Below are 13,009 nucleotides of genomic sequence, written 5' to 3' on the forward strand. Positions count from 1 at the left end.
GATGATCCCGGAAACCCGCGAATTCGAGTTCGCCAACCTCGGCTTTATCCCGCTTTCGTACTACAAGAACCGCGATTACGCCTGCTTCTTCTCGGCTAATTCGACGCAGAAACCGGCGTTGTACGACACCGCCGACGCCACCGCCAACAGCCGCATCAACGCGCGTCTGCCGTACATCTTCCTGCTGTCGCGCATCGCGCACTACCTGAAGTTGATCCAGCGCGAAAACATCGGCACCACCAAAGATCGCCGCCTGCTGGAGCTGGAACTCAACACCTGGGTGCGCACGCTGGTGACCGAGATGACCGATCCAGGCGACGAGCTGCAATCCTCGCACCCGCTGCGCGATGCGAAAGTGCTGGTGGAAGATATCGAGGACAATCCGGGCTTCTTCCGCGTCAAACTGTTCGCCATCCCGCACTTCCAGGTGGAAGGCATGGACGTGAACCTGTCGCTGGTGTCTCAGATGCCGAAGGCCAAGGCTTAAGGCGCAGGAGGCGCGATGAAAATCTACCGACCGTTATGGGAAGACGGGGCGTTTCTGACGCCGCAGCAGTTTCAGCAGCAGTCACTGTGGGACGCCCACGTCGCCGACACCGTGGCGCGTATGGGGCTGGCGAATCCGTGGGGTGTTGTTCACGCGGAGTTTGACGACGGCGCGCTGGCGCTCTCTCGTCTTAACGCCACCCGCCTGACGGTGCGCTTTCCCGACGGGACGCTGACGGACACCGCGCTCTCCGACAATCTGCCACCGGCCTGCGACCTGTCTGTTGCAGCCGGTCAGGAACTGGTTGAAGTGGTGCTGGCTTTGCCGTTGCTGAGCGCCAATGGAGGCAATCTTGACGACGGCAGCGACAGCGAACGTCCGCGCCGCTGGGTGGCCGGACGGGAAGAGGTGCAGGAGCTGGCGGGGCAGGAGCGCACCGGCATTGCCGTGCAGCGTTTTGCCCTGCGTCTGCGTCTCGCGAACCAGGAAAACGGCGCGTATCTCACCTGTCCCGTGGCGCGCCTGGTGCGTAACGCGCAGGGGCAGTGGACACGCGACGCGTCATTCATTCCGCCAATGTTGTCGCTGTCGGCCAGTCCGGCGGTGCTGACTGCGCTGGGTGATCTGCTGCATCGCCTGAGCGCCCGTCGTCAGCGGCTAATGGCGCTGCGCCGCGAAAGCAACGAACGCATGGCCGATTTTGCCGTCGCCGACGTCTCGCTGTTCTGGCTGCTCAACGCGCTGAACAGCGCCGAGCCGGTGTTGCTGGAGTTGTTCCAGTCACCAACCCGTCATCCGGAACTGCTGTACCGTGAGCTGGTACGTCTGGCGGGCGGTCTGCTGACATTCTCACTCGAACACGATGCCGGAGATATTCCGGCTTATCGCCACGACGCGCCGGAGCAGGTGTTCCCGCCGCTGTTTGCGCTGCTGGATTCACTGCTGGAAGCCAGCCTGCCGTCACGCGTGGTTGCCATCGACCTCAGCCGCGAAGGCGTGCTGTGGAAGGGGCGATTCCACGATGCGCGGCTGCGCGAAGGGGCGGACTTCTATCTGTCGGTGCGCTCCTCGCTGCCAAATCACGAGCTGCAGAGCCGCTTCCCGCTGCTGTGTAAGGCAGGCAGCCACGACGACGTGTCGGAGGTGGTCAACATCGCGCTCAGCGGCATGACCATCCGCCCGCTACCGCACGTGCCTGCCGCTATCCCGCTACGTCTGGAGAACCAGTATTTTGCGCTCGACCTGTCAACGGCGGCGGCGCGCGCAATGCTCGACTCTGGCGGCTGCACCTTCTACACCCCGGAATCACTGGGCGAACTGAAACTTGAACTCTATGCGGTACTGCGCTCATGAACAGCAATAACGCGCTGACCGAGCGCCTTTTCTTCGCCGGCTGGCTGATGGTCAGCCAGCTACGCTGCGGTCAGCAGATTGACAATGGCGATGTGCTCTATCGTCGCGCTACCGGCTGGGTGAACGATGCCCGCCAGGCGCTGACGGAGGCGGGTTTTAGCGAAGCCAATCGCGACCACATGCTGTACGCCTTTTGCGTGCTGCTGGACGAAGCGGTGCTGAACCGCGGTCAGCAGGACGACGGCTGGCTGCGCTGGAGCCGTGACCCGCTGCAGGTGCGTTTTTTTAACTCGCTTAACGGTGGCGAGGCGTTGTGGGAACGTATTCGCGAATTGCTGCGCGAACCCGCTGCGGACGAGACGGTGCTGACCTGTCTGTATCGCACGTTACAACTGGGTTTTGTTGGCCATTACCGCGCGCAGGATGATGAACGCCGCGAGGACGTGGTGCGCGAACTGGCCGCACGCGTGCCACCGTTTGCCCTGGCGCAGGATGCGCCGCTGGTGGTGCGTCCGGCAGGCATGCGCACAGGTCGCCGTTTTTACTGGATGAGCTGGGTGGCCGCCGCCGTGCTGCTTGGCGGCCTGTGGTTCGTCCTCGACGGCTGGCTGGCGCAGATGGTGTCCGGCATCGCGGAGATGGGCAAGTGAGAAGCGGCACCGGTAAATACGCGCTGATCATGCTGGCCGCGTTGCTTACATTGTGGCTGATCCTCGGCTTCTGGCCGCTGTCTGGCATCACAGCGGCAGCTCTGTGCCTATTGGCGCTGCTGGTTGCCGGGCTGATGCTGTGGCGGCAGTCACGCCAGCGTGATGTGGAAATCGCGGTGGCTGATGATCGTCTGCCGCCTGAAGATTTTCGCGGCGCGGTAGTGCTGGTGTGTGGCGACAGTGCATCGCTGTTCTCCGGCAATCAGCCGCGTGAAACCGCGCAGGGCTGGTATCTGCCGGTCGATGCGCCCGGGCAACTCGCTGCGATGGCTGACTACATCACCACTCAGCGTCCGGCGCTGCTGCCACAGGTCTCGCTGCTGCTGGCAGTGGTGCCGGAGCAGCACACGTCTGCTGAAGACTTTACTTCCCACTTTCACGGCTGGCAGCGTGCGCTGCTGCAGTGCCGCCGCGTGCTGAAGTGCGCGCCACCGCTGTGGACTGCATGCTGGGTATCACATCCACAACACGAAACCGAGTGGTTCAGCATCACGCCGGGCCAGAGCGCGCTGCAGGCGTGCATCGCCGGCAACGACACGATGCCGCTGGCTGAATGGTTCCGGGAGCAGCCGTCGCGCCTGGTGCAAATGCAGTGGCTTAACAGCCTGCTGATGTGGCAGGAAAAGCACATTACGCCGCTGACGCAGAGTAAGCCTTGCCGCGCCGGGATTTGCCTGACGCCGGTGACGGCGCTGGTGGACAACCTGTGGGCGCAGCATCTCACCGCGCTGACCACACTGCCCTGTGTACCCGCAGGCAATGATGTCGCGCTGCCGTTGCCGGACACGCTGCTGGCGGGGATGCCACGCCGTCAGGGTGTCAGCCGACGCCTGCGCCTGGCGCGCGCGGCGGGCATAATTGTGGCGGTATTTCTGGCGCTGGCGCTGCTGGCGTCGTTCCTCAACAACCAGCGGCTGATCCGCACTGTTGGTGACCACCTGACGCTGTGGGCACACCTGTCTGATGAACCGGCAGAGCCGAAGGTTAACGCGCGCGCGCAGTTAATCGCCGATCGCACACTGCTTGATGGCTGGCAGCGCGGCGATGAACCGCTGCGCCTCGGCCTGGGACTGTATCAGGGCATACGCCTGTTCGCGCCGGTAGAGGCCGCCATCAACAGCTGGGCGCCTCCTCCGCCACCGCCGCCGGTTATCCAGCAGATTGTTGAAGGGCCGAAAACTGTGCGCCTCGACAGCCTGTCGCTGTTCGATTCCGGCAAATCCGATCTGAAAACAGGCTCGACCAAAGTGATGGTGAACGCGCTGGTCAACATCAAAGCGCGCGCGGGCTGGTTGATTGTGGTCGCGGGTTATACCGACGATACCGGCAATCCGGCGCTGAATCAGCGTCTGTCCCTCAAGCGCGCCGAAGCGGTGCGCGACTGGATGCGCGACACCGGCGACGTGGATGAAAGTTGCTTTGCGGTGCAGGGCTTCGGTCAGAGCCGTCCGATGGCGACCAACGACACTGCCGAAGGCCGCGCGGCCAACCGGCGTGTTGAAATCAGTCTGGTGCCGCAGGCCGATGCCTGCCAGGCGCCGGACGCAATCCCTCCGTCATCACAGGATGGTGACGGCAATCATGAAGAAAAGGAGTAACAACATGGCAATTCCGGTTTATCTGTGGCTGAAGGACGACGGCGGTGCGGACATCAAGGGATCGGTGGACGTACAGGACCGTGAAGGCAGCATCGAAGTGGTGGCACAGGAACATAACCTGTACATCCCGACCGACAACAACACCGGCAAGCTGACCGGCACCCGCATCCACACGCCGTTCCTGTTCACCAAGGAAATCGACTCGTCCAGCCCGTACCTCTACAAGGCGGTCACCACCGGCCAGACGCTGAAGTCTGCCGAGTTCAAATGGTACCGCATCAGCGACGCCGGCCAGGAAGTGGAGTACTTCAACACCAAGCTTGAGAACGTGAAGGTGGTGAAGGTCAACCCGGTGATGCACGACGTCAAGGATCCGTCGAAAGAGAAGCACAACCATCTGGAGCAGATTGAGCTGCGCTACGAAAAAATCACCTGGACCTATAAAGACGGCAACATCATTCATTCCGATTCGTGGAACGAACGCGCCACAGCCTGATTACGCGTCATATTTCGCGCCGCAGGTGCGTTGGCTGCGCTCGCGCACCCCGGTCACTTACTTATGTAAGCTCCCGGGGCTGCACTCGCTTGCCGCCTTCCTGCGACACGAACTATTTAGCGTAATCTCGCCCCGAGCGGACCGTAGGGTCGCCATTTATGGCGACCTTAATACCCACCACGCAGATGCCTTTTGCTTTCATCCCTTCAGGGTGAAACCACAAGTCATTTCCACCTCAGACCTGCTGACCTTATGCGCTTCGGTACACGGCGACGGGCGGTAGCGTGCCCCCAATCAGGAGATTTTGCTATGGACAGTCAGTCAGCCGCGCTTCTGCGCCGCCTCAATCCGTTCTGCGCGCAGGCGCTGGAAGCCGCCGCGTCGCTGTGCCAGACTCGCGCCCACGCTGAAATCCAGCCGGAACACTGGCTGCTCAAGCTGCTGGAGCAGGGCGAGGGCGACATCACGGTGATCGCGCGCCGCTACGAGTGGGACATGGATGCTATCTGGCAGGATTTACTGGCGTTTCTCGACCGCCAGCCGCGCGCGGTGCGCGGACGTCCGCAGCTTTCTTCCTCATTAGAAGCGCTGTTAAAACAGGCGTGGCTGATGGCCTCGGCTTCCGATAGCGCCCCGCAAATCCGCAGCATCCACTTACTGATGGCGCTGGCGGATCAGCCGTCGCTGGTGCGCTGCGAAGGTCTGTGGCCGCTGCTGAGCCTGCGCATGAGTCAGCTCGAGCGTTTACAGCTGATGCTGGAAGTACAGTCCGACGAGCGTGCGGAAGCGGAACAGCCAGAGATGCCGATCAGCACCCTTGAACAAGCTCCCGCAGGCGAAACCAGAACCGCATCCACCGAAGCGCTGACCCGCTTCACCCGCGACGTCACCGCCGATGCGCGCAGAGGCAAAATCGACCCGGTGTTTGGCCGCGACAACGAAATCCGCCAGATGGTCGATATCCTGTCGCGCCGCCGCAAGAACAACCCGATTCTGGTCGGCGAGCCGGGCGTCGGCAAAACCGCGCTAGTCGAAGGGCTGGCGCTGCGCATTGCGGAGGGCAACGTGCCGGACAGCCTGAAGCCGGTGAGCGTGCATACGCTGGACCTCGGCATGCTGCAGGCGGGCGCGGGCGTGAAGGGCGAATTTGAGCAGCGCCTGAAAAACATCATCACCGAGGTACAGAATGCGCCGAATCCGGTGCTGCTGTTTATCGACGAGGCGCACACCATCATCGGTGCGGGCAACGCAGCGGGCGGCGCGGACGCGGCCAACCTGCTGAAGCCGGTGCTGGCGCGGGGTGAACTGCGCACTATCGCGGCCACCACGTGGAGTGAATACAAGCAGTATTTTGAGAAGGACGCCGCGCTGGAGCGCCGCTTCCAGATGGTGAAGGTCGACGAGCCGGACGACGACACCGCGTGCCTGATGCTGCGCGGCCTCAAGTCGCGCTACGCCGAGCATCACGGCGTACACATCACCGATGCGGCGGTGCGCGCCGCCGTCACGCTGTCGCGCCGCTACCTCACCGGCCGCCAGCTGCCGGACAAGGCGGTTGACCTGCTCGACACCGCCGCCGCGCGCGTGCGTATGAGCCAGGACACGGTGCCGGAAGCGATTACCCGCTTAAGGGCGAAGCTGGACGCGCTGAACATCGAGCAGCGCGCCATCCTCGACGATGAAGCGCTGGGCGGCGCGGTGTCGCAGGAGCGGCTGACAGAAATCGCCGGACTGATTGCGGTAACCGATGAAGAGCTGGAGGCGCTGGAGCAGCGCTACGGCATCGTGCAGTCGCTGATGCAAGAGCTGCTGGAAGGCCGCAAAGACGCCAGCCAGCGCAACGCCATCGCGCAACTCCAGACCGATCTCGACGCGCTGCAGCCCGGCGAGCCGCTGCTGACCGCCGACGTCGACGCGCGCATTGTGGCGGGCGTGATTGCCGACTGGACCGGAGTGCCACTCTCCTCATTAATGAAGGACGAGCAGGCGGAACTGCTGGCGCTGGAAAACCAGCTCGCCACCCGCGTGGTCGGGCAGGACGCGGCGCTGAACGCCATCGCGCAGCGCCTGCGCGCCTCAAAAACCGGACTCACCTCCGAAAGCGGCCCGCAGGGCGTGTTCCTGCTGGTCGGCACCAGCGGCACTGGAAAAACCGAGACCGCGCTGGCGCTGGCCGATTTGCTGTACGGCGGTGAGAAGTCGTTAATCACCATCAACCTCAGCGAATACCAGGAAGCGCACACCGTCAGCCAGCTGAAAGGCTCGCCGCCGGGCTACGTCGGCTACGGCCAGGGCGGCATCCTCACCGAAGCGGTGCGCAAGCGCCCGTACAGCGTGGTGCTGCTCGACGAGGTGGAAAAGGCGCACCGCGACGTGATTAACCTGTTCTATCAGGTGTTTGACCGCGGCTTCATGCGCGACGGCGAAGGGCGCGAAATCGACTTCCGCAACACCGTGATTCTGATGACCTCCAACCTCGGCAGCGATCAGTTGATGCAGCTGCTGGAGGAAAGCCCGGATGCCAGCGAAGGGGAACTGCAGGAGTGCCTGCGCCCGATCCTGCGCGACCACTTCCAGCCCGCGCTGCTGGCGCGCTTCCAGACGGTGATTTACCGCCCGCTGGCGCGCGAGGCGATGCGAAACATCGTGGAAATGAAGCTCAGCCAGGTCAGCAAACGTCTGCAGCGTCATTACGGCCTGAACGTGAGCATTGATGAAAGCCTCTATGATGCACTGACTGCGGCTTGCCTATTACCAGACACCGGCGCACGCAACGTCGACAGCCTGCTCAATCAGCAGATCCTGCCGGTTTTGAGTCAGCAACTGCTGCAATACCTTGCCGCCAGTCAACGCCCCAAAACGCTTTTGTTGGGTTGGGATGATGAAGAGGGCGTAGTGATGGAGTTTGGAGAATAAGCTCAATGGATAGCGCAAAAGAAATTGCCCGGGATATGCTTAGAGCGATTAGTCTTGACGACTCAGGTGTTTTAGTAAATTTTGCAAAGGGGTTCATTTCTTTCTCAGTGAGTATTGCGTACTTAGGGTATGACCGTTTAGATACGGAGCATTATAGAAATAATAAAAATGACAAGTACCGAATAGCTGGATTAGTAGAGCGGGGTACATTCAGGAAAGAAGTCATTGAACGTGTGATCGGCGTATTTATGGATGATTTCACTTCGAGAATTAATTTTGAAAAGACAACCGACATGATTGATAGAACAGGCGCAAACTTGATTGGGAAGTTAGCATTTTCTCAATTGACAGGTTTTAGCCTTGGTCGGGCCTTAACTGCCAATGCTACAAGTGCTTTTTTCGCTGGTGCAGTGGTTGGTACGATATTATACCTTGGTAGTGAGGCATCAAGAGCTATATATACATCAAGGCGTTTGGAGTTAACTAATCCTAAAATTTATTTCAAGTTAAGGAGAATGGGGGACTTAGATTTATTGTACTTCATTGTTCAAGACATTGTTGGCCCCTTCGAAAAAGCCTGTGTTATGCACGATGAGAATCCGCTTGAATTTGACAAGATTTGCGAGCTCTTCTTTCTAGGGTTGAAGGCTTAAATCTATCGCTGAAATTCATCCGAGGCTAATTTATGAAATACTCATTCATTAAACGAACCAAGTTAATACTGGCATCTCTTTTAGTTCGTGCAGTAGGTGCGATCCTTACCACAACTGGTGTCGTCATGTTTGTCTGGTACTCATTTTTCTCAAGCAAAGAATATAAGTATATTATTGCTATTTATTTTTTTGTTCAAATGTATGTTGGTTACCGAGTGGTCAAATTCAGTTTTGAGAGGATGTATAATGAATTTGATCATCACAGATAACATCAAGAAAAAATTGTCCAACATCATTAGCAAGATAATCAATGGCACAATCTCCGTAGTGCTCCAAACTCTGTTAGCGTCAGGCATGTGGATTGCCCTTTTAGGTGCAGCATTATCATATTACTTCTTTTTTATGTCTGAACTTCCTCAGCGGATGATGTGGGGAATTGGATCATTAACAATCACAGTTATCGGATGTGTTCTTATGTGGTTGGTTGCGAGATTCGGTCGCAACAGAATTTAATCACGCCCAGCTATAAATAGAACCTTTCTTGTCATGGAGGACAAATGAACCTGTCCAGCTTATTGAATAAAGTCTTGCCGGTTTCTCTTAATCGCTATTATCTTGAGATTCCTGACTGTGTTTTCCAAACGGATGTCGAAGAGTTTGATGCTGAAGAAAATCTAAGTGAACTTTATCGCTATACAATCAAGTTCACCAGTAATGAGTCGGATATTAAACCGCAGCAAATGTTGCGCAAAAATGTCTGGCTACATATGCAGGACACTCCGGGCATTCTTGATAAAGTTTTACCGGGTATAACGCGTAAAACTGTGCATGGCATTGTTACTGGCTTCCGTCGCTTGCAAGGATCAGCCGATCAAGTTTTTTACGAAATTGAGATAAAACCTTTTATTTCTCTGCTCGAAAAGCAATTTCGCAGCCATCGATTTTTTGTCAATAAATCTGTGCCCGAAGTGGTTTCGCAAATATTAACTGAGCATGGATTAGCGGGCTGGCAATATCAATTTACGTTGAAACAGGATTATCCGAAACGCGAACAAATCAATCAGTATCAGGAAAGTGACCTGACCTTTATCCAGCGGTTATTGGCAGAGGTCGGTATTTTCTATTACTTCCGACTACAGGAAGATGCCCGTACTGAAGTTGTTCATTTTGGTGATAGCCAGGCAGCATTCGAAGCGGGTAAAACATTGCCGCTCAGCAGTCCTTCGGGAATGGGGGATGGAGGCACAGATTCGATCTGGGGGCTGAGCCAGCACCATCAGGTAGTGCAGGCCGGTGTTACGGCCAAAGATTATAACCATCGTGAGGCGCAATATATCTTACGTTCTGCGGAAGCAGACATGACACGTGGTGATGGTGATGAAACTAATTACGGTAAGGTTTACAACTACCGAGCCCGTCATCCTCAGTCTGGTGATAAGTTCGATCCATCTGCAGAAACCGCTAACTTTTATGCACGACTGGATCATGAACGCTTTCTTGCCAGCCAGACGCTAGTAACTGGAGCGAGTACTGATCCTTGCCTCGCAGCAGGTCAGGTTATCACTGTTACCGACAGCAATTTCCCGCCATCATTACCAGAGTTACTCCTGAATCCCTTGGTTCTGGTACGCCTGGGATTTATCGCCAGCAGAAAGTCGGCAATGCGCGTGTTGATAGGCGCAGTTCCTTACAGTGAAACGATCTGCTGGCGTCCAGAATTGCTTGAGCGTCCAAAAGTCAGCGGCACCATGACAGCTCGAGTTACGAGCGCAAAAGACAATGATATCTATGCCTGGCAGGATGCCTCCGGTCTGTACCGCGTGGTGTTTGATGCGGATGAAGAGAGCAAAGATCGCGGTCAGGAAAGCATGCCGGTACGCCTCGCCAAACCTTATGGCGGCGATATGTATGGTTTCCATTTCCCGCTGATACAGGGCACGGAGGTGGCGATAGCCTTTCGTGAGGGGGATCCTGACCAGCCCTATATTGCTCACGCGCTGCATGACTCGCGACATGTCGATCATGTCACAGAGAAAAACAGCACCCGCAATGTCATTCGCACTGCCGGGCTGAATAAGCTGCGTATGGAAGACAAGCGTGGTGAGGAACACATCAAGCTCAGCACCGAATACGGCGGCAAGACGCAGCTTAATCTGGGATATAACGTTGATGCATCGAGAACGTTAAGAGGTGAGGGGGCTGAACTCAGAACGGATGATTGGATGGCATTGCGGGGCGGGAAAGGCGTGTTTATCAGCGCTGATGAACAGCCGTTGGCTGGAGGCCAGATGCTGGATATGGATGAAGCAATTCAGCAGTTGGAGCAGGCACTAACACTTGCTCGCAGTATGTCTAAAGCAGCTGCCTCTGCAAAAGCAACGGAGGGGGATGTTTCAAGCCAGCAAAAACTTAATGCATCATTAAGCGATCTAAGTGCTCCTGGTATGCTGCTACACGCTCCGGCAGGCATTGGTTTGTTAAGCCCCAAAGCAATGCGTCTGGCCTCTGGAGGAGAGAGTGTAGGCATCATGTCTGGTCACAACACCGATATCAGTGCAGGAGAATCGTTTACTGCTGTAGCTGGAGGAGCGGTGAGTCTGCTTGCTAACAACCAAGGGATGCAATTGTTAGCTGGAAAAGGCCAGGTGGATATTCAGGCACAGACAGATGCGTTATCAATGATTGCGCAAAAAGATATTTCGATAGAGAGCACTGAAGATAAGGTCATTATTACCGCAGGGCAGGAGCTACTTTTGAAGTGTGGTGGAGCCTACATAAAATTAAGCGGCGGAAATATCGAACTAGGGTGTCCAGGCAATATCCTTTTCAAATGTACAAATGCTCAGAAAATGGGTGCTGCAAACATTGATAGCGTGCCGACAGAGCTACCTGGCGGATTTGGTGGAGGGTTTATCCTCACCGATGAAAATGGTGTTCCCCAAGCCGCAACGCCATATCGGATGAAAACGGAAGATGGGGAAATTCTGTCTGGTGTCACTGATAAAGATGGCAAAACAGCAGCGATACATACGCTGGCACCATCCCCGGTGTCTGTAGAGTTTGGCGCGAATAAAAAAACCGTTACGGACACACAAGGCAAAGGAGATGCAACATGACTAAATATCAAGGCTATGAAGTTGCAGATGGTACACATAAAACCAGTATTGATAATGAATGGAAACCTGTTGTCGCGAAAAAAAAAGCGGTGCGCGGCATTACGCTAACCATTGGTGTTTTCTTTGATGGAACGGGCAATAATCGAGAGAATACAGCATCCAGACTGTTAAAATTCAATGAGTGTAGTGCTCCAATACAAGGTGTTAGTCAAAAAGATGCAGAGAGCTGCGAAGATTTTCTTAAAGCCATAAACAAAGATGGTTTTTCTAATGGTAGTTATCGCGGTTATTTTTCTAATATTCATTGGTTGAATTTACTCTATAAGCCCGATCAGTTTTTAACAGGTGACCAAAGCTTAGCTCAAATTAAAACATATGTATCTGGAATAGGCACGGCTTCAGGGAAGTCTGATTCAATTCCAGGCATGGGTACTGGTTCCAGCTTACTTGATGTTTTCGAAGGGGTAGTAACAAAAACTGATGAAGCGATGGAGGGGATTACTAATGCAATAATGGAATTTATGGAGTTCAATACAACCCCAGATTTTTGTATTGCCGAAATAAATTTTGATGTTTTTGGCTTTAGTCGTGGCGCGGCTGCCGCGAGACATTTTTCCAATCGGGTTATGGAGCAAGATCCGGCTGTAGAAAAAGCGATAACTGCTGGACTTCGTGGTGAGTACTATGATGGAAAAAAATCTGGGCAGGTTCGTTTTCTTGGTTTATTTGACACCGTAGCAGCCATTGGTGGAATAAAAAATTTTTTTGATATCAATGGGCGAGATAATCCCGGCGTTAAACTCGAACTGCGTCCCTCGGTGGCGAAAAAGGTGTTTCAAATTTCGGCTCTGAATGAGTATCGATACAACTTTAGCCTTAATAGCATCAAAGGTATGTGGCCGGAATTAGGTCTACCGGGAGCACATTCTGATATCGGCGGAGGCTACAATCCCGTTGGTTCTCCATTACAGGAAAGTGACAATTTATTTCTTACCTGTCCAGAGTTTGAAATAGTTAGCGACGACACAAAAGAAGTTGAGACTAGGGTCTATCGCAATGCAGAAAATGCGATGCAGAAGCTTTTATCTAACCCAACCTTAAAATATCTGTTGGCTCATGGAAAAATAACGGCTAGAACTCGTTCAGTCGGGGTTTTAAACAGTAATCAGCGCCGCAGCGGGATAATCCAGAAACAAGTTGGAGCTGCTGTTTTATTTGAGCGTAATGCCGTTCCTAATGATTGGGCTAAAGTCAGTTTGCGAGTCATGCTAGATGCTGCCAAAGATGCTGGGGTGATTTTCGCTCCTTTAGATCCGGATAATCCAGACACTACTCTTCCTGCCGAGTTAATACCTTTATCTGATAAAGCTATCGCTCAGGGCAAAGCCGTGCGATTGGGCCAATCTCCTCAGGAGTTTACCTCGGAAGAATTGCTGCTTATTGGTAAATACATGCATTGCTCTTCTCACTGGAATATTGAATCAGATCGAAATTTATGGGTAGACCCTAAAAGTGGTGAGATTTTTATAAATCGCTTCGCTGCCAAGGAAGATAAAGCTTTTGTTTTTCCTAACATGCCAAATAAAAATTGGATGCGTTCAATTTGGTATATGGATGATCAGCAGAGAATAAACAATCTAGCAGTGAAAAAGAGTGCTTAGTCTAATTTTATAAAGATAA

At 54.9% G+C, this 13,009-nt stretch carries 10 protein-coding genes; all 10 read left to right on the top strand.

Annotated features, from left to right (window positions below; genetic code table 11):
• Positions 1-487: type VI secretion system contractile sheath domain-containing protein (locus tag HX773_RS14885; RefSeq protein WP_176972176.1), on the top strand; the 487-nt coding region annotated here is incomplete at its 5' end.
• Between the two features lie 15 nt (positions 488-502).
• Positions 503-1,840: a type VI secretion system baseplate subunit TssK gene (gene tssK, locus HX773_RS14890; RefSeq protein WP_176972177.1), complete on the top strand. Its 1,338-nt coding sequence runs from the start codon at positions 503-505 to the stop codon at positions 1,838-1,840.
• Complete coding sequence (tssL, locus tag HX773_RS14895) at positions 1,837-2,490, top strand: type VI secretion system protein TssL, short form (RefSeq protein ID WP_176972178.1); 654 nt, start codon at positions 1,837-1,839, stop codon at positions 2,488-2,490. The genes tssK and tssL overlap by 4 nt, the downstream gene beginning before the upstream one ends.
• A gap of 29 nt (positions 2,491-2,519) precedes the next feature.
• Positions 2,520-4,148 carry an OmpA family protein gene (locus tag HX773_RS14900; protein WP_176972225.1) on the top strand — a complete coding sequence of 543 codons (1,629 nt, stop codon included), beginning with the start codon at positions 2,520-2,522 and terminating at the stop codon, positions 4,146-4,148.
• A gap of 4 nt (positions 4,149-4,152) precedes the next feature.
• Positions 4,153-4,644 (top strand): type VI secretion system effector Hcp, encoded by a 492-nt coding sequence (hcp, locus tag HX773_RS14905; RefSeq protein ID WP_008105313.1) that lies wholly within the window; start codon positions 4,153-4,155, stop codon positions 4,642-4,644.
• A 309-nt stretch (positions 4,645-4,953) separates the two neighbouring features.
• A complete protein-coding gene (gene tssH, locus HX773_RS14910; RefSeq protein ID WP_176972179.1) occupies positions 4,954-7,560 on the top strand; it encodes a type VI secretion system ATPase TssH in 2,607 nt (868 codons plus the stop codon).
• Positions 7,561-7,565: 5 nt separating this feature from the next.
• Complete coding sequence (locus HX773_RS14915; RefSeq protein ID WP_176972180.1) at positions 7,566-8,213, top strand: hypothetical protein; 648 nt, start codon at positions 7,566-7,568, stop codon at positions 8,211-8,213.
• 246 nt (positions 8,214-8,459) lie between these two features.
• Positions 8,460-8,726: a hypothetical protein gene (locus HX773_RS14920; RefSeq protein ID WP_176972181.1), complete on the top strand. Its 267-nt coding sequence runs from the start codon at positions 8,460-8,462 to the stop codon at positions 8,724-8,726.
• A 44-nt stretch (positions 8,727-8,770) separates the two neighbouring features.
• Positions 8,771-11,329, top strand: coding sequence for a type VI secretion system Vgr family protein (locus HX773_RS14925; protein ID WP_176972182.1), 2,559 nt, complete (start codon positions 8,771-8,773; stop codon positions 11,327-11,329).
• Positions 11,326-12,990, top strand: coding sequence for a DUF2235 domain-containing protein (locus tag HX773_RS14930; protein ID WP_176972183.1), 1,665 nt, complete (start codon positions 11,326-11,328; stop codon positions 12,988-12,990). The genes HX773_RS14925 and HX773_RS14930 overlap by 4 nt, the downstream gene beginning before the upstream one ends.
• The last annotated feature ends 19 nt before the right edge of the window (positions 12,991-13,009 follow it).

This window comes from Pantoea sp. B9002, assembly GCF_013385945.1.
Lineage (GTDB): Bacteria > Pseudomonadota > Gammaproteobacteria > Enterobacterales > Enterobacteriaceae > Pantoea.

Excerpts from the sequence above, each read along its gene's own strand:
- tssK (WP_176972177.1), top strand. The coding sequence starts at position 503 with ATGAAAATCTACCGACCGTTATGGGAAGACGGGGCGTTTCTGACGCCG.
- tssL (WP_176972178.1), top strand. The coding sequence starts at position 1,837 with ATGAACAGCAATAACGCGCTGACCGAGCGCCTTTTCTTCGCCGGCTGG.
- HX773_RS14900 (WP_176972225.1), top strand. The coding sequence starts at position 2,520 with ATGCTGGCCGCGTTGCTTACATTGTGGCTGATCCTCGGCTTCTGGCCG.
- hcp (WP_008105313.1), top strand. The coding sequence starts at position 4,153 with ATGGCAATTCCGGTTTATCTGTGGCTGAAGGACGACGGCGGTGCGGAC.
- tssH (WP_176972179.1), top strand. The coding sequence starts at position 4,954 with ATGGACAGTCAGTCAGCCGCGCTTCTGCGCCGCCTCAATCCGTTCTGC.
- HX773_RS14915 (WP_176972180.1), top strand. The coding sequence starts at position 7,566 with ATGGATAGCGCAAAAGAAATTGCCCGGGATATGCTTAGAGCGATTAGT.
- HX773_RS14920 (WP_176972181.1), top strand. The coding sequence starts at position 8,460 with ATGAATTTGATCATCACAGATAACATCAAGAAAAAATTGTCCAACATC.
- HX773_RS14925 (WP_176972182.1), top strand. The coding sequence starts at position 8,771 with ATGAACCTGTCCAGCTTATTGAATAAAGTCTTGCCGGTTTCTCTTAAT.
- HX773_RS14930 (WP_176972183.1), top strand. The coding sequence starts at position 11,326 with ATGACTAAATATCAAGGCTATGAAGTTGCAGATGGTACACATAAAACC.